The following is a 17,957-nucleotide window of genomic DNA, read 5'->3' as shown; positions in this document are numbered from 1 at the left end:
ACCGTATAGCCTTCAAACCTGCGCCGTACTTGTAGGAGCCGGCTTGCCGGCGATGAGGCCGGTTAAGACAGCACAAGACAGTTGCTCCCACAGGATTGTGCAAAACCCGGCTCCTGCGCCATACCTGTAGGAGCGGGTTTACCCGCGAATCAGACGACACGGTAGATGGCACCGGCTTTGCCGGTGTTCGCGGCTGAAGCCGCTCCTACAGGGATCGCGTAGCATTCAAGCCTGCGCTGTACCTGTAGGAGCCGGCTTGCCGGCGATGAGGCCGGTACAGCCAGCACAAGACAGATGCTCCCACCCATTACAGGCCAGCACCGCCCTGGCCATGGCGGTTGCCGCTGGCCTGCACAATCCGCTGCGCCGGTACCCGCAACTGGCGCAGCAAGTACTCGGCAAAATCCGCCGGCCACGGCTGCAGGGCGATGGCCCGCGCCATGCAATCCAGCCAGATGGCGCTGTGCGCCTCACCAATCGGCCACTGTGCATGGAACGACGGGATGGCGATCGCGCCATAACGCTCGCTGTACAGGCGCGGCCCGCCCAGCCAGCCACTGAGAAAGCACGCAAGCTTGTCCCGCGAGCCTGCCAGGTCCGCCGGGTGCATCTGCCGCACGCTGGCGGCCTCGGGGCGTTCATCCATCAGGCGGTAGAAGTCGTCGACCAGCCGGCGCAGGCCGTCGATACCGCCAGCGGCCTGGTACGAGGCATCGTCGGTGCCGTAGGTGGGGGCGTTCATTCGAGGCTCCGAGGGTAGGGGGGCACATTCTAGGGTTTGTACGAAAAGTCGCCGAGCGGCGATCAGGCAAGGCGAAAACAGGCGAGGAAGCGGAGTTTACGGGTTGTAAATGAGCATTCCGAGCCTGTTTTCAACGCAGCATGATCGTCGCGCAGGCATTTTTCGTACAAAGCCTAGCAGGCATGAAAAAGCCCGGCCTTTTGGGCCGGGCTCAAGCTGTGGTGGTTGATACGCCGTATCAGTTCAGCGTGTCGATCACCTTGACTGCCTGGCGCTCACGGGCGCCGGGCCATTCTTGTTGCAGGGTCTCGAGCACCTGGCCGACGAAGGTGGTGTCGGCCGCGGCCTTTTTGCCGACGTAGCCCTGGCCACGGCGGTAGACCTTGAAGCGGGCGCGCATGCTCGGCATGTGCGATTCGAATTCATCTTCGACCGTGTTCGGCGGCAGGCGGTCCAGGCGGACTTCGCCAGTTTGGCTGACCCACAGCAGGTGGTCGTCCAGGCTGTCCTTGCGCGCGGCGAACAGCTGGGCCAATTGGTCGATGGTTGGATTGTTGTTCAAGTTCATCATAAAGCCCCCATTACTCTCATTTGTTGGTGAAGTTCGTTGTGAATTTCACATTCGGCACTACTCATGTAGCGCGCTAACCAAGGCTGCTACAGCAGCATCGCAACAGGGGCTTTCTCATGCTGCCTTCTGGGCAGTTTCCCTCTCCACGAACGGCCTGCGTTACCGCGCAGGCCGTCTGGAACACCCTTGCCACCGCTCCCGATCAGGGAGACGGCCTCATCATGCACAAGGGCCGAGAGGGGCGTCAACAGTTTTGTAGTGATTATTTTTAGTCACTACATCTTGTCGGACAATCCTTCAGCAGCTATCAGACCAGGCCGTTATCACCGTGCTCCAGGTAGCCCGGGCGCAGGCGCAGGCGCGCATGGTAGGCCTCCAGTGCCGGCAGCTGCGGGCGCTGTTGCAGGGTGCGCCGCCAGCGGTTCAACGACAGCCCGATGACCACATCGGCCAGGCTGAAATCGCTGCCGGCGACATAAGCGCCGGTGGCTTCCAGGCGCCGCTCCAGCAACTCCATGCGCGTGTTCCAGGTTGAGCAGCCGGCCGCCAGCAGCGCCGGGTCCTGGTGCGCTGGCGACTGGCGCACCAGCGACATGAACGGGTAGCGCCAGGCATCGTTGAGGTCGGTGGCCTGCCAGTCCAGCCACTGGTCTACGGCGGCGCGGGCCCGCGGTGCAGTGGGGTAGAGGTGGGCGCCGCCATGCTGGTTGGCCAGGTAGCGGATGATGGTGTTGGACTCCCACAGCACGAAATCGCCGTCGACGATCACCGGCACCATGGCGTTGGGGTTCAGGGCCAAAAACTCGGCCGCATCGGTGGGCTGGAAACCGCTGCCCCAGTCTTCGCGCTCATAGGCCAGGCCCAGTTCGCTGCAGGCCCACAAAACCTTGCGTACGTTGATCGACGCGGCCTTGCCGAGGATTCTCAACATCTTCATTGCTCCATGCTGGTCAGAATACGGTGTGCGGCGCGCACCCGGGCTTCGTTGGGGTAGTTGCGGTTGGCCAGCAGCACGATGCCCATCTGCTGCGACGGCACGAAGGCAATGTAGGCGCCAAAACCGCTGGTGGCGCCGGTCTTGTTGTACCAGGCGGTCGGGGTGGCCGGCAGCGCCGGGCTAAGGGCGTGGGTGGCCTGGGGCTCACGGATCATTTGCGCGCTGTTGCCGGCCAGCAGGGTGTCGAGGCTGGCCGGCCACGGGTAGCGCTCCCAGCCAAGGCCCTGAAGCATGGCGCCGACCTGGAAGTAGCCGCCCTGGGTAATGCCGATGGCCTGGCGCAGGGGGCGGTCCAGCCCGGCCGGTTGCATCTGCAACTGCACGTAGCGCAGCAGGTCGCTGGCGCTGGTCTTGATGCCGTAGGCCTGGTCGGCGTAGGGGCCGGGGCTGACCCGTACCGGCTTGTTGTCGGCATCATAACCTTGGGCGTACAGCCCGCGTTCGCTGGCCGGAACCTCAAGCCAGGTGTGCTGCAGGCCCAGGCGTGGTAGCAGCACGCTGTTCATCACCTCGGCGAAAGGCCTTTGCTGCGCCCGCGCGGCCAGCTCGCCAAACAGCCCCAGGCTGGGGTTGGAGTAGCAGCGCTGGGTGCCATGTTCGCTGCGCCGTTGCCATTGCTGGAAGAACGCCAGGGTTTGCTCGGGGGTTTGCACCGCGTCGGGAAACTGCAGCGGCAGGCAGTCGCCACTGTAGGCGCCCAGCTCCAGCACCGTGGCGCTGCCGATCGGCGTGCCGGCCAGGGCCGGCTGGTACTGGCTGGCCGGGGCGTTGAGGTCGAGCTTGCCTTCGGCGCTGGCCAGGGCGGCCAGGGTGGCGGTGAAGGTCTTGCTCACCGAGCCGATCTCGAACAGCGTGTCGCGGGTCACCGCCTGCTTGTCGCGCTTGCTGGCCCAGCCATAGCTGAAGTAGTGCGCCTGGCCGTTGGCGTACACCGCCACCGCCATGCCGGCGATGCCGTGTTCGCGCATCAAGGGTTCGATGGTGTGGTCAACGGTGGTTTGCAGGTCGGCGGCCAGCAGCGGCGGGGCGATCAGTGCCAGGGCCGCGGTCAGCAGCATGGCAGTGGGGCGGGGCATGGGGGTGGTCCTTGCAGGCGGCGGTAGTCAGCTGCCGACGATAGCGCCTGCCGGTGGTGGCTAACAAGGCCGCGCCAGCAACAGCAGCGATTGCGGCAGCGGGCTTTGCGGGTGTTGCGGCTCGCGCAGCTCAAGCAGGTTGAAACCTGCCAGGGCCAGCGCGTTCAGCCAACTGCTCAAGGTGCGGTAGTACCAGGGCATCGGTTGCCAGTCGCCGGCAAAGCCTGCAAACGACTCTTCGCGCCAGCCGTCCTGGTAGTCGCCGGCCGCTGCGGCCCAGGGGTGCAAGGTCTGGATCACCAGCGCGCCATCGGGCGCGAGCAACCCATGCATGGCCTGCAGCAGCGGGATGATGTCCTGGTGCAGCAGGGCGAAGTTGGCGCATACCGCGTCAAAGCCATGGCCGATATCCACCAGTCCCTCGGCCAGTTGCTCGTAGCTGGCCTGGTGCACCGCTGGCGAACCTGCGGCCTGCGCCGCCGCTACCAATTGCGCATCGCCGTCCACACCCACCGCCGCAACCCCGCGCTCAGCCAGCGCGCGCAACAGCCAGCCTTCGCCGCAGCCGAGGTCGAGCACGCGCTGCGGTTGCAGGCCGAGCACGGCCAGCAGCATGGCCTGGTCGGTGACCTGGTGGCGCGAGGCGATGGCGCCCGAGCGTACCGCGTCGATCCAGGCCTGGGCGTTCAGGTGCCAGCTGTGCAGCAGGGGGTTGCTAGTGGGCATGGGCAGGCTCCGCTGGGGTGGGTGAGGCAAGGATAGGCCGGGCAGGGTGAGCCGAGAACTCGCACGCACCTTGTACATGGCTCGATACGCCTTATGGTGTTGCGCCGCCCTGCGCTGTCAGTTGTTCTTCGGTGACCAGGTTTTCGATCAGCTCGGTGAACGAGCTACAGATACGGATCAGGCCCTGGTTCGGCTCCTCGTAGTGTTCATGGGAGTACAGGTAGATCGCCCCGTACTCCTGCGGGCTGGTCACGAACCCGTAGTAGTCGCCACCGCCGTCAACGGAGAACGGCACGAAATGCTGCGGCAGCAGGGGGTGGTCGCGAAAGGTCTGCAGCGTGTCTTCAAGGTGGTCGGCGCCGTAGCGGATCGGCAGGAAATGGCCGATCGGGTAGTCATCCTCCGGACGCCTGAAGAAGTTGCTCGGCGAGTAGCCGCCGTTGTGCTTCAGGTAGAACGCGCGGATGGCATCAGGGAAGACGAAGTGGTGGCGGGCTTCGATGGCCAGGAGGTCGGCCAGGGTGATGTTTTTTGCGCAGCGTTCGAGGGGTAGCAAGGGGAGGGCTCCATGGCAGGGTTTTCAGGGGCAGGGGGCAATGGGGGCAGGGCAGTGGCGTCGAAGCATCAAATAAAGGCGTCGTTCTCAAAGTAGAAAATGAAAGCCTCGAAAAGCTGCTCGTATGTCGGCGCGGGGTGGGTTTCCCTGAGATTCTCCGAAATCGATTTCAGGTCATCGCACTGCAATACGTATCTGTAGCCGATGGCTGCCATTTCGCAGGGGTTATCCCAAGCGTCGTAGGCTTCGAATGCGTCCGGGTCCTCGACGATTGCCAGGCAGTCCGCCGTCCACAGTGCGATGTTTTGCGGGAGATGCAGGGAGTGATCCCCATCCAGGGTTTCGACGTTGGTCAGCGCTTCGCGAAGGCTGATGCGTGTGAATTCAGGCAATTGGGTGGCCTCTGTGCAAGTGCTGGCGTGCAACGCCAACATCCAATGTATTGATAGCGTCAAAGGGCGCGAACAGGGTTTTCATGCCTTGTTGTAGGCCTCGAGCATTTTCAGGCTGCCATCCCAGCCAGGTGGCGTTTTCATCGGTTTTTGGGGTTTCTTGCCTAGCAGTACGCCCTTCAATTGGCTGCTCGATGCGAAGACGCAGCCTTCCCATGTTTCACTTTCTACAAAGCGCAATTGAACCACGGCAGAGGGTTGCAGTTGCAGCAGCTGTTCCTCCAGGCTGGCATAGCCGGCTATTGCCTTGCCGCCTTCGCGAGCCGACCGATTTTGTAGCCTGATTTCATGGATCAATCTTTCAGCCGGCTTGAGGGCTATATAGGGGTTGGCGAATGCAAAGCTCTCGTTCGAGGCTATCGGCAGTGATGAGATGGCATTCATGACCTCTTCGGTGACTTCGCAATCCGCTGACAGCAGCTTGATCAAGCTCACGGGCGATGGGCCCCGATGATGTTGGCAGGTAGGCGGCTTGGCAGTCATGGCGCTACCCCTATCAGGTGGCCTATGGCGTCATTCAGTGCTGCCTCCAGGCCCGGCCACGACCTTGTACGCGTGCTGAAGACCGGGCAGTCCCATGCGTGGTCGCGTATCAGGCAAACGGTGAATGAGCCGCTTTCGCAGAATTCTGGGTACCACCCGATATCGATCAGTTGCTTGCCGGGGAAGCTGGCTTGCAGCAAGTCCTCTTTAAGGCCGTCGAGGATATCGATGAACGCTGCGCCAGTGGCCAGGTGAGAGAGGTCATCGAACTCGATCGTTGCCCCGTTTTGTATGAGCTTCTCTATGAGTGTGTTCATTGCTGTTTCTGCATGTTCAAACGGTGCTTGGCGCGCGTGTGCACGAGTACGGGCGGGTCGGCTTCACGTTGCATCGTCCAAGACGAGGTTGTCGATCAGTTCTGTGAAGGTGTCGCAAAGCGCAATCATCTCGCCCTCGGGGTGGAAGTAGCTGTCGCTTGAGAACAGCGAAATCTTGCCATGCTCAGCGGGGGCCGTGCTGAAACCATAAAAGTCACCGCCGCCATCTATCGCGAAGGGGACGAAGAACTTAGGTAGGCCTGGTTCAGCCTGGAAGGTGGCATAGCACGCCTCGATGCACATGTCGGTGTATTTCATGGGCAGAAAAGCGTTGAGCGGGTAGTCATCTTCGGGGGACTTGAACAGGTTGGTCGCGCAATACCCGCCATTGGCCCGCAGATAAAAGGCCCTGAGGTCTTTGGGGAAGGCTACCCCGAGGTGCTTTTCGATGGCATCGATGTCGGCCTCTGTGACGGCGGCTTCGCAGCCTTCCATGTGCATGCGTTTCATATTCTGCGTTTTCCATGCTGCAGTTGACAGTGAGGCAGGTATTTCAGAGGAACGCGTCGTTGTCCAGGTAAAACTCGAAAGCTTCGAACAGCTTCTCGAATGCAGGGGCGGGGTGTTTCTCTTTCAGGTTTTTCGAAATGGAAATCAGATCGCTGCACGACAGCGTATAGGCGTAACCCATGTTGGCCATTGTCACTGGGTTGTCGGTTTCGTCGTACTCATCGAATGCGTCAGCGCTTTCAATGATCACTTCCGTGGTGGCGTTCCAGGCGGACGAGTCTTCCGGCAAGTAAAGTGATTCGTTCCACGGGAGTGATTCGGCATTGACCAGCACATCGTAGAGCATGGCTTTTTTCACGGGTGCGACTCCTTGTCTGCTGCCTGCGGCGCCAGAGATTGTACGCTTTGAGAGCTGTCAAAAATCAATTTCAAATTTAACAATGCTCTTCAGCTTTTTCAGATCCGTATCTGATGGATCTTCGTCAGGCGTTAGTGCAAGTAAAAATTCAGAGAAGCCCCCGCACAGGAATGTCAATGGGTTTGCCCCTGCGTCATGCGCCCAGAAAAACACCCCACCGCTCGATTCGCAGATACAGAAGTGATCGCCTTCGCCGGAGTCACCAAAGGTGTAGTAGCCCTTGGGCAGTCGATCGCGCAAGGCTGCGTTTCGGTCATACAAGTTGTACTTGTCGTCGGCTAACCCGTATAGGGTTTCCAACGCATATTCTTCATTGCCTGCCGAGATATAGTTGGCGCCTTGTTCAAACTCGACTGATGAGTTGAAAAGTCGCAAGATTTCAAGCAGGTCGCTGCATAGCGCAGGTTCTGCCAGCTTTGCTGAGGGCGTGTGCACGCCCGAGTTGAGTGGCCTTGGGGTGGCGCCGAGCTTTGATTTTAGCGTTTCGAAAATTATGTTCACTGTGTATGTTCCATCCCTGTGAACCCGGCGGAGCGCGTCAGTTGCACTGGGTTATGATGTAAGTTGCCCGGTCGGCGAGCTTGTTCGGGTAGGCGAAAAAGTAAACCTCATTCATATTGAAGAAGTAGTAATCATCGCTGCTGCGCTTTTGCGTGCCGCCGAATATGCACATCTCTTGCTGGCGAGGGGCTGCGGCCGTTATCGGGAAGGTCTGGTCCTGGAAAACTTGCAGTGCAAATAGCGGCTCTTCGCGTTCGCATGGGCCCGGCGAGTTATCACCGCTGAGCCACAACGGGGCGTTGCCGATATGGCCGAACGCGCGTTGCTCGCGTGTTTGCGAGGTCGTCAGGTATTGCTTTGCGATCTGCTCGGTGCTGCTGTTCAACAGTACACCGTCGCGGGTCTTGAAAAAGTAGGCCTTGAATGCACGCTGGTAGTTGTGCAGGTAGTCTGCAGGCACCACTGGCCTGGCGTTGTGTGAGGGTAGCATCTCAGGGATCAAGGTGCTTTCGGCAAAAGCTTGAGTTTCACAAAACAAGCTCAGGCTGTTGCCTTCAAGGGCGTGGCCTGGGGGGTAGGTGACGGTAAAGAAGAACGTGAATGGAACGCCGTCGGGGTTCGTTGGGTGAGCCACCCCCTTGGGCAGGAACGGCAGGCCGCCGATCCATGAATCACTCTGGCACTGGCTTGAATTAAGGTACATGCAGCCTCCCTGGCAGCGTACGAAGGTGATATCGCAGCCACTTACGCTCAGCTGTGGGCAGGGCCCAGGCATGCGTGGCAATGCTTCAAGGCGCTGCGTGCGCCAACTGTCGAGGTTTGGAACGGCCGGCGAGTTAACCGCTGTGTTGGCCGCCTAACGCTCTGACTTTTTCAGTAAGCTTTCGATCTCGGGGTAATCGGACCGCTCCGGCTCAGGGATGCTGGCGTATAGTCGCCTGATCACACTGCCAAGTTCATGCTCGATGGGCTCCTCTGCCCAGTCCAGTTCGTAGGCTGCCAGTATTTGCGTGTCACGGTCAGCATGCGCCAAAAGCGTTTTAAGCAGCGGTAGCGCTTTAGCATGCCGGGATTTGCCCAGTGACACAACGCAGCGTTGAAGCCAGAAAGCCGGCTTGTGCGCTATTGCCGCTTCCAGTGAATTCCAGTCACGCTGGGTGAACGTTGGAATGATGCCCAGCCCAACCTGCTCGCGAATGTATTCATTCCAATTGCTGGCTTCGGAGTCCCCAAGCCAACGATCAAACTCACTGTACGGATGGTTCGACACTTTTGAATGGCCCGGTACTGTTGAGGTAGACGGCGGGGCCGTTGAGCATGATGTACTCGGCCTCGAGGTTTATTTCGGCGTCTTCGTTGCTGATGCGTACCTTGTAGTGGTCGTGCTCTTGCGTTATTTGCAGGGTGAAGGGCTTCTGGGAATAGTTGTACTGAACGCTAAGCCGGGTGACCTTCAGCAGTGTCAGCCCTATCTGGCACGTGTTGAATCCTTGGCGTGCCCACTTTTCCGGCGGCAGATCAGGTAACTCAGGAATGTCGAATCTGAGGCTCGCGTCTGACATCAAATGGTCAATGTTGAACGTGTGGAGGAATATGCTCCCTATGGGGACTTGGTAGGAAAATATTTTGCGAAAAAGTACGGAGTTGTCTAGTTGATTCCAGTATTTCATTAGTTTCCTTCAGGTGACGGTGTGGGGCAGGTAGCTGGGATGGAAAGGTACCATTGCAGAAACTCAAAAAAACTCGCCCATCGTGCGGGGACCATTCCGGCAACGAACGCGTCATGGGCGCCGAGGTCGAAGTCGAAAACCTGCCCGCTTATCTTGTCCAGCAGATAGCCACCCTCGCCCTGCAGCGTGGTGAAGCAAACATAGTGCTCGGGTAGCTCCCAGGTGTCGTGGATGAACTCAGTGCCGACCAGAATCTGGTTGCTCGGTTCTGCAATGTCGTACAGTGGTTCGAAGGATACGCGGCTTTCGAAATTGGCTGGCTTGTACGTTTTATATATTTGCCCGAATTCGCTGTCTTCGCAGAGCCCCATGGCATGGAGATGGGCTATCACCAGGTGTTCGTTCTTTCGAGCGATATCACCGGTTTGGGCGTTTATGAGGGTGAGGAGTGATGCTGGGATCATTGTCTGGCGCAAGTTATGAGGTCACTTGAGGGGCGACGGTGCGTCGGGTTGAGCGATGTCAGTGCGTTAGATCAGGTCCAGGAAGTCGTCATGTTCACTGTAGTGCCGAATCGCTGAATGGATTTCTTCGTTGCTGGCGTTGTTCTTCTGGTTGAGAGCAGTCATTACAACATCTTCAAGCAGTTCATCACTGTACCAGAATTCCAGTCCAAGGTTGGTGATGTACTCGGGATAGATTTCGTCGTCGTCTTCCGTGATGGTTGACGGTTCGCCGATAATGCAAATGCTGTCGAGATTCGCCGCGCCAGGCGAGCCTTTGCCATAAATGCTGAAGTCAATATTCTTGTGTTGGCTTTTTAGAATGTTTATCAAGTCATTCAGGCTGAGCGCTTGTTGGTAGTTCATCTTGCAGTCTCCAGGTCGATCCACAGTGCAGGGCCTTCAGTTGTTGTCAAGAAAGGTACCAGGCCAGAAACTCATAAAAGCTCAGCCAGGTAGGAGGGGTGTTGCCGCTCATGAACGCCTCGCGCTCGGCCAAATCGAAGTCCCAGACGCCCCCGGTGTTTCTGTCAAGCAGGTAACAGCCCTCACCCTGCATGGATGTAAACGCAATGAAGTTACCTGGGAGTTCCCAGGTTTCGTAGGCAAACCGGGTACCCTCCAGTACTTCATTGTAGGGCTCGGCTATATCGCCAAGAAACTCGTGCGAGGTGTTGCTCTGAAAGTTCGACGGGTAATAGTGGCGGTAGATGAGCCCGAATTCGCTGTTTTCGTCGATGCCGAGTTCTTTAAGCCCGGTCTTTGCTTGCGCGTCATTCGGGCGGATGGCATGGTTTTTTTCTTGCAGGTCCAAGCGTTCTTTCAGGTTATTCGGGATCATTTCTAGGCTTCCGTGCTTCGCGGGGCGGGTCGCCTGCCTTAAAGCAACTCGTTGTAATAGCCTGAAATGTTCGACAGGTAGGCCATGGGTGAAGAAAACTCGATTGTACAGTTATGGGTTTGCATTTTTATGGTCAGGCGGGGGGCTGAGTTGGCGTATATCTGCGTCTTCCCGTAAAAATTCAGCCCGGATACGACGATGTCAGCTGCATCAACGAAGCCCAAGTCAAAACCGAAGCAATTGTGCTGTTGCTCCCAGCGTTCGGGGTAGGCTCTGTCTACCATGGGTGACTCAAACCTGAACGTAATCAGGTTGCCCACCAGGTGGCAGTACAGCATGTTGATTTCTGCAGGCATTTCATAGTCATTGAAAATAGCGTGCCAGGCGCGTGCGCCTTGGCAACGTTCAATCAGATTTATGGAAACCTTCAGTAGAGTCTATTGCTCGCACTTTGCGCATCGGGTTAAAGAGGGCGGGCCGAGTTAATGTTGTCAGCAATCATCGCTGTGCAGTTTAACGTATTCTTCAAGGAATTCCAGGAATGAAGGGTTTAGAATTCTATCGATTTTCCTGAAGATGAGGCTGTAAGAGACGACTTGGGAGGTTTGGCAGTCAATGGCCCAGCAAATTTCGTTGTCTTCCAGATAGATGACTGCAAGCGTTGGCGGCAGATCGAACTCTTCTCGGCAATAGGTTGTCGCGTAAAGCAGTGTCCCACCAACCTTCAGGCTGGCGTCGTCATCACAAATTCCGCAAATTTCAGAGTGCTCCGCACCACCGCCGCCGCAGAGGAGAAGGAATGCTATGAAGTCCGTGGGGAAATTTAAACCCAATGTTTCTTGCAGGCGATTTATTTCTGTGGCAGAGGCTGCGCCAAGCCAGTAGGTGCCCTCGCAGTCAGCTTTCAACCTCTCAATCAAGTTCTCAATCTGGTTCATTTGCCATTACCTTGCCTGAGTCGCTCTGCATGAGCGTTTACCAAGTGCGCTTTATGAGACATAGCGCTAGCGCCACAGCTTCACAAAGTCTTCAAAGTTATCAGCTACAAAAAAGCGTTCTTTGCTTTGCGGTTTGAATAGCTCAACCGTGGGTGGGGTAAAGTTATAGTCAAGGCACATTAGTTGGTCTCCTGCGTCGCGAGCGAAAGGCAGGAACCTGTCAGGCAGCCCCAAGCTGGGGTAAGGGTCCATGTACCAGCATACCGTGTATGGCTGGTTCTTCTGCGAAAACTCAAAAAATTCGCTTATGCATGTAGACTCATCTGCGTAGGAGAAGGTCGAAATTTCCGGCGAGGCTTCGTCAGAGTACTTGATAAGGTCCAGGTAGGTTTCGGGTAGGGTTAAATCTAGCTGCGTCTCAATGGCGCTAATGAGTTCTTGCGTAATGATGGGGTTTTTCTGTATGCCGTAAATACCCCAGTCGATACCTTCCATGATGTACTGTTCCCAAGTTATTTCGTTCAGATACTGGATTATTTGATCGACGCTACTATCAAGTTCGGCTCAATTTTTGGTTGTCCTGGCATGGGCCGATCATGATGCCCTACGGGCTGGAGATATGTACCATTCAGTGAATTCAAAGAAGCCATTCCATTGGTGGGGTATCTCGCCCTTCAAGAACATTTCTCGCTCTGCCAAATCAAAGTCCCAGATTCTTCCACTGATCTTGTCCATGATGTATCCACCTTCCCCCTCAAGAGAGGTGAAGCAGACCAGGTTTTCAGGCAAATTCCACTGCCTGTGAATGAAGTTCGTTGAGCGCAGCACTGCTTCACACGGGCCTGAGAGGTCGACTATTGTCACGTTCGAGACTGTGCTGAAAATTTCAGCCAGTACATAGGGGATAAGCACTTTCGCGAATTCGCTGTCTGTAGAAATGCCGAGATTGTTCAGGGCAATCAGAGCAAGCGCTTCATCTTCGCGAAAGAAGATGTCCTCGTGCGCTTCGAGTTGTTTCCTTAGCCGTTCGGGTATCATTTTTCTCCTCCTTAGCTAGCGTTGAGTTGGATTGGATTTTTTGAGTAAATTTATTATTTCTGGGTATAGGTGGTGGTCTTCGTTTGGTAGGCGAAAAAGTATGTTTTCGATGGTGGAGGAGTATTCTTCTTCTATCGGTGCTTCAGACCAGTCCAGTTCGCTGGCGGCCATTATTTGAGTATCAAAATTACTGGATGAAAGTAGTGCTTTCAGTATCGGTATCCCTTCGGGAGCCCTCGAGTCTCCTAGTGCGGCTACGCAGCGTTGGGCCCAGTAATCTGGTTGGGTTTTTATATACTGTTCCAGCCATTCCCATTCGGCGCTTGAGAATTTTGGAAGAATGCCTTTGGCAACCTGCTCCGAGTAGTATTCATTCCATCCAGAGCATTCGGTATCGCCAATCCAGCGAAGAAATTCTTTGATGATTTTTTCGTCCATTAAGCCTTGCCCCCATTGGTCTGCTTTCATTGGCTTGCCGCCAGACGGAAAAGAGTCACGCTCGCCCAGATGTACTTATTGACCCTGCTCTAGAGATTCCAGCCATGTTTCGAAAAAAGCTTTCTGTTGTTCGAAGCTTTGGGCGATATTGCTATCGTCGTAGTCAAAAATATTGACGATGTCTTTGATTAGTGCGTATTCCCCTAAGGTTAACTCGTAGGCAAGCATTCCTGATGACATTTGCATGCTCATTCTGGAAAAGTACACGTTTAGTTTTGAACCCTTACATAAAAATTTTATATGTGGGTTCTGTTCTCTTAGTGATGCCAAGCAGTGAATAAGGCTTCTGCCTTCGGCTATGGAAATCTTTTCATCGACTTCGAGGACCATTTTGGGCGGGTCCAGTTCGTATTTTAGAGTGACGTTTTTTCTGTTCTCATTTATTTCGATTGCTATGGACTCTTTTTTCATTTGTCATCCCTGTTTACGTGGTGTCCAATTTCTGGTGTCTAATTATCTAGAACCAGCCGCTGCTTCCTGTTGGTTTGAAGCCTTCTTCGAAAATTGTATCAGGATGACGGTCATCCCCGCGATAGTGATATTTGGGATCTTTTTTTCGCCTGCAGCAGGTAGACGGTTCTCATTTTCAGGTATCGGGTCCGCCGTCAGGTACCGCCCGGTGCTGCTTTCAAGGCACCCTGAGATCATTGATGCAGACTGATTTTGACTTGTTATCAAAATCAATCGTGATCACAAGATCACTTTTGCCCGCCTCGATTGTCCATAGAGGTACTTCGATAAGGCACCCAGCTCCGCCCTCAAGGTCGTAGCACTCGGCGTAATCGAAAAAATTATCCGGAGGAGGGGTGAACGTGCCCCCGTACTCGAGCATTACGCGTTTAAGATCTGCGGTTACAGTTCGTCCTTGCCAGTTTTTCTGAGCAATGGTTGAAAAATCCCAGGTGGATAGGGCGGCTATAAGATCTCGTATTTCGTCTATTATTTTATTTGGAATCGTCATTCTTTTCTATTTCCCTATGTCTTTCGGAGAGCTTTATAGGCTATTCCCCTTTTATTTCTATAGTCACAGCGCCTCTAAAGCCACTCGCCAAAAGGACACGCATTTCCGATACGTCGCACTCGGAAATAGCGAAGGCTCGCAGCAGCAGTAACGGATTGCGCCTACACTGCTCGTCTATTTGAAAAGTAATCTTTTACCAACGATCAGAGTCTTCTCGGCTTGCCAGTTCCAACTCTGAGCTCCACTTTTCAGTTGCGATCTTGAAAAGCTGTCCGAAGAGGGTTCTTGCATCTCCGAATTCATCCTCTGTATACGCGAGTGATGCATACTCATCGGGGTCGTATTTGATGTATTGATGAAAGTTGTGGTCTGGGTCATTCAGCGCGTTTTTCAACTCACTCCATAACAGAAATTTCTTTTTGTAGTCGTTGGTTCTGCTCATTCGGTCAATGCAGTACTTCTCAAGCACAAACATTCTGTCGTTCATGTTATGCATGTCGTATTTTTCAAGTTCGACTCCGAGCGTGTGCTCTCTGTCGTATATGTCTAATCCTCCTAGATAGTAGCTAAGTTGAGGGGTGTATAGTTTGCCTGTGCGATAATCGATCATGTTGTTGCACTGTTCTCGGGAAGGCGGTGAATGGTTTCCTGTTCAAGCCATCCTCCAGCGTGGTCCGGCACATCGTCAGCTAACTCCCGGTGCTGGAATTGTTTGAAGTTGACGATCAGCTACTTGCGTTCGTGAGTTTGCGCGTTCATGAGAGATACCACTCAAGGAACTCATAAAAACCATTCCAATGAGCGGGTATTTCACCTTTTAAGAAGTTTTCTCGCTCGGACAGATCGAAGTCCCAGATCTTTCCGCTGGATTTTTCCATTATGTAGCCACCTTCACCTTCTAGAGACGTGAAGCAAATATAGTTATAGGGCAGCTTCCATGTCCTGTGAATAAATTCTGTCGCCCACAGCACACTCTCGGATGGTTCTGATATTTCAGATAGGGTCTCGTCTGATACATTGCTGATCACATCAGCGATAATATACGATAGTAGGATCTGACCAAACTCTGTCTCTGGTGATACATCTAGATTTTCTAGTGCTTTGCTGGCTAGATCTTTGTCCTTCCGCAGATGAATGTTTTCATGGTGTTCAAGGGTTTTTTTCAAGTTGTTTGGGATCATTGTCAATCTCTTTGGCCCGGTCGCATAAACTTCACTCCTGATGCTGGATGTTTCAATGATTTGGTTCTATAGAGGCCGCGCCGAGTGGAAAAAATATTACCATTGGCTTGGGTCTTCTTGGCTTGCTCGTTCCAAGTCGGAGCTCCATTTCTCAGTGGCTATCTTGAATAGTTGTTCAAAAATAACTCTTGCGTCGCCGAATTCATCTTCCGTGTAAGCGAGTGCTGCGAATTCGTCGGGATTGTATTCGATGTATTGATGAAAGTTGTGGCTTGGCTCGCTGAGTGCATTATTAAGCTCTTGCCAGAGTAGGAATTTTTCCTTGTAGTCACTGGTTTCGCTAATTCGGCCGATGCAGTATTTTTCAAGAACATGCATCCGGTCATCGAAATTTCGTATGTCGAATTTATCAAGCTCGACCCCTAGAGTGTGCTCCCTGTCGTAAATGTCTAGCCCCCCTAGATAGTAGCTCAGTCTTGGCGTGAATTCTTTGCCCGTGGTGTTATCAATCATTCTATTTCTCCGTTGCTGATAAGGCGGTGAATGACTTTCCAGTTTTTGTCTAATTTTATCTCGACGTGATCCATAGGTTGGCGTCGGGCAGGCGGCCTGTCGGGGGCCACGGCTAGCGGGTGAGGGCGCCAGTTTCGTCCTGGCGGGTGATCTGCCGGCCGAGAGTCCCTCAACGTGTGCTCTTAGCATATCTGTAGAGCGCGACCGTCGCGGTTGTACAAGCCTATTGCCGCAAGCAATACTATTTGCTTAATCAGGGTTGACGCTTTTAGATCGGTTTCGGATCGAGTCAATCCAGCTTTTATAGAAATTCAATTGCTGCTCGTAACTGTCGGCGATGTCCGCGTCGTCATAGTCGAAAATATCGACTTTGTCTTTATTTAGGGCTGGGTATCCTAGTGTCATCTCATAAGCGATCATGCCAGACATCTGCGCGCTCATTCTTGAAGGGAATACATTTATTTTGGCCCCCTTGCATAGAAATTTCACATCGGGGTGTTCTTTTCTCAGTTTAATGAAGCAGTCGAATATGTTGTCGCCCAGCACTGCTTTTTCTTGGTTTCTAATGGTGGTTGTGATTTTTGGTGGTGACATTTTCAAGCGTAGGCTTATATCGATGCGTTCTCCGTCTATTAAAACCTTTATGGTTACAGGCTTCATTTCAAGTCTCTGTTTGGGTTGGGTGTTGTTTTGAGCCATGCTCCGCGGTCTGGGCGAGCAGCACCGCAATCGGATGGTTGAACCGGCTATGTTTTTGCTGTGTACTCACCCTAGATACCATGTTAGGAAGTCAAAAAAGCCGGGCCACTCGGTCTTGATGTTACCGTTGAGAAATTGCGCCCTCTCGCCTAGATCAAAGTCGAGTACTTTACCAGTGCTTTTATCGTAAAGGTAGCAACCCTCACCCTGACAGGTTGTCAGGCAGATGTATTTTTCTGGAAGCTCCCAGACTTCATGAATGAAATCAGTACCAGTGGAGATTTCATCGTTGTCGATGTCGCAGAGCATTTCGTAGGAAGATTTGCTTCGAAAAACAGTGATTTGATAGGTTAAAAAGAATCTTGATAACTCGCAGTCTGGGTCGATACCTAAACTCTCCAGAACTGCTGCGGCCGCGGCACGATCAGTTCTGAAAATGTCGCCTGGCTGCGACTCTATGAGGTTAGCTAATTTTTCAGGGATCATTGCCAATCTTCTTAGCGCTGCTTTTAGGTGCGGAGGGGTTGCTTATCCTAACAGACTTTCTGAGTGTTTGAGGTTTCCTTAAGTGGGTGCTGCTTGCGTTTCCTTGCCCATTGGTGCGAGCAATGTTGGTTATGGCATGCCTCATGCTATGCAGTTTTTGTATGGGTTCGTCCAATGTGAATTTCTCCGTCAGATTTGATACAGAGAATCCATGACAGATCTACAGGTAAAAGATAAGTGTGCTGGGGTATTTCGGAAAGTATTCGTATCGCAAGTTCAAGGTAACGCTGCTCAATTTCATATGATTCTTCGATCAAGGAGTCTCCGATTATGAGTACTTTGCTTTGGTTTGTTTTTAAATAGGGTAGAAGTGCTTCGCCGTTAATCGTTTCTAGGGTGAGGCTTTGATGCCAGTCTAAAGTCGACCAGTCAACAAATGAGCCTTTGAATTTAAATTTCTCGTTGATATGGTGTTCATACTGTGCTGCTTTGTTGCGGCTCAAGGTTTGATGAGGGATTGATTTGCTGGAGAATTCTTCCGCTAGCAAGGTGTCGAAATAGCTCATGTTCTGCACGTCTCCTTGCGGTCGCTATTGAGGGCCCGTTTTCGTCTAAGCTGTAATTTTTAGCAAGCCACTCAACGGGGTCGACCCGTTTGAGAATAGAGGCAAGACCTTCGCCGATTGTACACTGCCGGGCAGGCGGCTTGTCGAAGAGTCCTTACGAGAGGTACCACTCCAGGAATTCAAAAAAACCATTCCATCGGGGTTTGATTTCTCCGGCCATGAACGCTGCGTGTTGGCCAAGGTCGAAATCCCAGATCATGCCGTTCTCGGTGTTCAGGAGAAATCCACCTTCGCTCTGTAGGGAGCTGAAGCACACATAAATGCCGGGGAGTTCCCACATTTCATGAATGAATTCGGTGCCTTCTAGTATTTCGTTTGTGGGTTCTGCAATGTCACATAGAGTGTCTGCGCACGCTTTGCTGTCGAGGCTGCCGGGCATGTATTGCCTGTAAAAAATTGCAAACTCGCTTTCTGTGTCAATTCCAACTATTTTCAATTGCTCTATTGCGAGTTCTTCGTTGGTTCTTTTCTTTACCCTTGGTTGCAGATCTATTAGATTTTGCAGTGTGTTTGGGATCACCTTTATACCTCGGCTTCCTTGTCTTTCCAATAGTGAGAGACTTTATGTTGAGTCCAGGCGGTCGTTGAAGTCGTACCTATAGGCCAGTGGCCGTCGTCGACGCAGATCATGCGGTCGATGCTATAGCTCAGGTC

At 53.8% G+C, this 17,957-nt stretch carries 32 protein-coding genes; all 32 read right to left on the bottom strand.

The annotated features are described in order from the left end of the window. Window positions 1-307: 307 nt before the first annotated feature. Window positions 308-742, bottom strand: coding sequence for a group II truncated hemoglobin (locus ACI2KK_RS17080; protein ID WP_404669771.1), 435 nt, complete (start codon window positions 740-742; stop codon window positions 308-310). A gap of 238 nt (window positions 743-980) precedes the next feature. Then, window positions 981-1,313 carry a hypothetical protein gene (locus tag ACI2KK_RS17075; RefSeq protein ID WP_217838822.1) on the bottom strand — a complete coding sequence of 111 codons (333 nt, stop codon included), beginning with the start codon at window positions 1,311-1,313 and terminating at the stop codon, window positions 981-983. 307 nt (window positions 1,314-1,620) lie between these two features. After that, entirely contained in the window at window positions 1,621-2,244 is a 624-nt protein-coding gene (locus ACI2KK_RS17070) for a glutathione S-transferase family protein (protein WP_404669770.1), read from the bottom strand. A 2-nt stretch (window positions 2,245-2,246) separates the two neighbouring features. After that, window positions 2,247-3,386, bottom strand: coding sequence for a class C beta-lactamase (ampC, locus tag ACI2KK_RS17065; protein ID WP_404669769.1), 1,140 nt, complete (start codon window positions 3,384-3,386; stop codon window positions 2,247-2,249). 60 nt (window positions 3,387-3,446) lie between these two features. Further along, on the bottom strand, window positions 3,447-4,112 hold the full coding sequence (locus ACI2KK_RS17060; protein ID WP_404669768.1) for a class I SAM-dependent methyltransferase: 666 nt from the start codon (window positions 4,110-4,112) through the stop codon (window positions 3,447-3,449). A 91-nt stretch (window positions 4,113-4,203) separates the two neighbouring features. Then, entirely contained in the window at window positions 4,204-4,668 is a 465-nt protein-coding gene (locus ACI2KK_RS17055) for an SMI1/KNR4 family protein (RefSeq protein WP_404669767.1), read from the bottom strand. A gap of 68 nt (window positions 4,669-4,736) precedes the next feature. Beyond that, the gene (locus tag ACI2KK_RS17050) at window positions 4,737-5,060 is read right to left on the bottom strand and encodes a hypothetical protein (RefSeq protein ID WP_404669766.1); all 324 of its coding nucleotides are present in this window, start codon (window positions 5,058-5,060) and stop codon (window positions 4,737-4,739) included. Window positions 5,061-5,141: 81 nt separating this feature from the next. Next, window positions 5,142-5,549, bottom strand: a complete 408-nt coding sequence (locus tag ACI2KK_RS17045) for a hypothetical protein (RefSeq protein WP_404669765.1) — start codon at window positions 5,547-5,549, stop codon at window positions 5,142-5,144. A 50-nt stretch (window positions 5,550-5,599) separates the two neighbouring features. Then, entirely contained in the window at window positions 5,600-5,920 is a 321-nt protein-coding gene (locus ACI2KK_RS17040) for a hypothetical protein (protein WP_404669764.1), read from the bottom strand. Between the two features lie 63 nt (window positions 5,921-5,983). Then, the gene (locus ACI2KK_RS17035) at window positions 5,984-6,430 is read right to left on the bottom strand and encodes an SMI1/KNR4 family protein (protein ID WP_404669763.1); all 447 of its coding nucleotides are present in this window, start codon (window positions 6,428-6,430) and stop codon (window positions 5,984-5,986) included. 43 nt (window positions 6,431-6,473) lie between these two features. Further along, window positions 6,474-6,788, bottom strand: coding sequence for a hypothetical protein (locus ACI2KK_RS17030; protein ID WP_404669762.1), 315 nt, complete (start codon window positions 6,786-6,788; stop codon window positions 6,474-6,476). Window positions 6,789-6,845: 57 nt separating this feature from the next. Continuing rightward, entirely contained in the window at window positions 6,846-7,349 is a 504-nt protein-coding gene (locus tag ACI2KK_RS17025) for an SMI1/KNR4 family protein (protein WP_404669761.1), read from the bottom strand. A 37-nt stretch (window positions 7,350-7,386) separates the two neighbouring features. Next, the gene (locus ACI2KK_RS17020; protein WP_404669760.1) at window positions 7,387-8,052 is read right to left on the bottom strand and encodes a hypothetical protein; all 666 of its coding nucleotides are present in this window, start codon (window positions 8,050-8,052) and stop codon (window positions 7,387-7,389) included. A 153-nt stretch (window positions 8,053-8,205) separates the two neighbouring features. Next, window positions 8,206-8,619 (bottom strand): HEAT repeat domain-containing protein, encoded by a 414-nt coding sequence (locus tag ACI2KK_RS17015; protein WP_404669759.1) that lies wholly within the window; start codon window positions 8,617-8,619, stop codon window positions 8,206-8,208. Continuing rightward, window positions 8,597-9,019: an Imm50 family immunity protein gene (locus tag ACI2KK_RS17010; RefSeq protein WP_404669758.1), complete on the bottom strand. Its 423-nt coding sequence runs from the start codon at window positions 9,017-9,019 to the stop codon at window positions 8,597-8,599. The genes ACI2KK_RS17015 and ACI2KK_RS17010 overlap by 23 nt, the downstream gene beginning before the upstream one ends. Next, complete coding sequence (locus ACI2KK_RS17005; protein ID WP_404669757.1) at window positions 9,019-9,495, bottom strand: SMI1/KNR4 family protein; 477 nt, start codon at window positions 9,493-9,495, stop codon at window positions 9,019-9,021. Before ACI2KK_RS17005 ends, ACI2KK_RS17010 begins: the two co-directional genes overlap by 1 nt. A 54-nt stretch (window positions 9,496-9,549) precedes the next feature. Beyond that, a complete protein-coding gene (locus tag ACI2KK_RS17000) occupies window positions 9,550-9,888 on the bottom strand; it encodes a hypothetical protein (RefSeq protein ID WP_404669756.1) in 339 nt (112 codons plus the stop codon). Window positions 9,889-9,934: 46 nt separating this feature from the next. Continuing rightward, window positions 9,935-10,363, bottom strand: coding sequence for an SMI1/KNR4 family protein (locus tag ACI2KK_RS16995; protein WP_404669755.1), 429 nt, complete (start codon window positions 10,361-10,363; stop codon window positions 9,935-9,937). Window positions 10,364-10,401: 38 nt separating this feature from the next. After that, the gene (locus ACI2KK_RS16990) at window positions 10,402-10,719 is read right to left on the bottom strand and encodes a hypothetical protein (protein ID WP_404669754.1); all 318 of its coding nucleotides are present in this window, start codon (window positions 10,717-10,719) and stop codon (window positions 10,402-10,404) included. A 135-nt stretch (window positions 10,720-10,854) separates the two neighbouring features. Beyond that, a complete protein-coding gene (locus tag ACI2KK_RS16985) occupies window positions 10,855-11,301 on the bottom strand; it encodes an SMI1/KNR4 family protein (RefSeq protein WP_404669753.1) in 447 nt (148 codons plus the stop codon). A 66-nt stretch (window positions 11,302-11,367) separates the two neighbouring features. Next, a complete protein-coding gene (locus ACI2KK_RS16980) occupies window positions 11,368-11,796 on the bottom strand; it encodes an SMI1/KNR4 family protein (RefSeq protein ID WP_404669752.1) in 429 nt (142 codons plus the stop codon). Between the two features lie 99 nt (window positions 11,797-11,895). Continuing rightward, on the bottom strand, window positions 11,896-12,339 hold the full coding sequence (locus ACI2KK_RS16975; protein ID WP_404669751.1) for an SMI1/KNR4 family protein: 444 nt from the start codon (window positions 12,337-12,339) through the stop codon (window positions 11,896-11,898). A gap of 15 nt (window positions 12,340-12,354) precedes the next feature. Further along, on the bottom strand, window positions 12,355-12,807 hold the full coding sequence (locus ACI2KK_RS16970; protein WP_404669750.1) for a HEAT repeat domain-containing protein: 453 nt from the start codon (window positions 12,805-12,807) through the stop codon (window positions 12,355-12,357). A 45-nt stretch (window positions 12,808-12,852) separates the two neighbouring features. Next, the gene (locus ACI2KK_RS16965) at window positions 12,853-13,248 is read right to left on the bottom strand and encodes a hypothetical protein (protein WP_404669749.1); all 396 of its coding nucleotides are present in this window, start codon (window positions 13,246-13,248) and stop codon (window positions 12,853-12,855) included. Window positions 13,249-13,465: 217 nt separating this feature from the next. After that, entirely contained in the window at window positions 13,466-13,798 is a 333-nt protein-coding gene (locus tag ACI2KK_RS16960; protein WP_404669748.1) for a hypothetical protein, read from the bottom strand. 193 nt (window positions 13,799-13,991) lie between these two features. Next, window positions 13,992-14,408 carry a hypothetical protein gene (locus ACI2KK_RS16955; RefSeq protein ID WP_404669747.1) on the bottom strand — a complete coding sequence of 139 codons (417 nt, stop codon included), beginning with the start codon at window positions 14,406-14,408 and terminating at the stop codon, window positions 13,992-13,994. A 145-nt stretch (window positions 14,409-14,553) separates the two neighbouring features. Further along, window positions 14,554-14,979, bottom strand: coding sequence for an SMI1/KNR4 family protein (locus ACI2KK_RS16950; RefSeq protein ID WP_404669746.1), 426 nt, complete (start codon window positions 14,977-14,979; stop codon window positions 14,554-14,556). A gap of 96 nt (window positions 14,980-15,075) precedes the next feature. Further along, window positions 15,076-15,492 carry a hypothetical protein gene (locus tag ACI2KK_RS16945; protein ID WP_404669745.1) on the bottom strand — a complete coding sequence of 139 codons (417 nt, stop codon included), beginning with the start codon at window positions 15,490-15,492 and terminating at the stop codon, window positions 15,076-15,078. 249 nt (window positions 15,493-15,741) lie between these two features. Then, window positions 15,742-16,191, bottom strand: a complete 450-nt coding sequence (locus tag ACI2KK_RS16940; protein WP_404669744.1) for a hypothetical protein — start codon at window positions 16,189-16,191, stop codon at window positions 15,742-15,744. A gap of 66 nt (window positions 16,192-16,257) precedes the next feature. Beyond that, window positions 16,258-16,677 (bottom strand): SMI1/KNR4 family protein, encoded by a 420-nt coding sequence (locus ACI2KK_RS16935; RefSeq protein WP_404669743.1) that lies wholly within the window; start codon window positions 16,675-16,677, stop codon window positions 16,258-16,260. A gap of 146 nt (window positions 16,678-16,823) precedes the next feature. Beyond that, on the bottom strand, window positions 16,824-17,243 hold the full coding sequence (locus tag ACI2KK_RS16930; protein ID WP_404669742.1) for a hypothetical protein: 420 nt from the start codon (window positions 17,241-17,243) through the stop codon (window positions 16,824-16,826). A 154-nt stretch (window positions 17,244-17,397) separates the two neighbouring features. After that, window positions 17,398-17,823, bottom strand: a complete 426-nt coding sequence (locus ACI2KK_RS16925) for an SMI1/KNR4 family protein (RefSeq protein ID WP_404669741.1) — start codon at window positions 17,821-17,823, stop codon at window positions 17,398-17,400. Window positions 17,824-17,957: the final 134 nt, after the last annotated feature.

This window comes from Pseudomonas sp. NPDC089406, from assembly GCF_044900265.1.
GTDB lineage: Bacteria > Pseudomonadota > Gammaproteobacteria > Pseudomonadales > Pseudomonadaceae > Aquipseudomonas > Aquipseudomonas fakonensis.
Note: the sequence above shows the minus strand (reverse complement) of the source record. Positions and strands in the feature narration are given on the sequence as shown.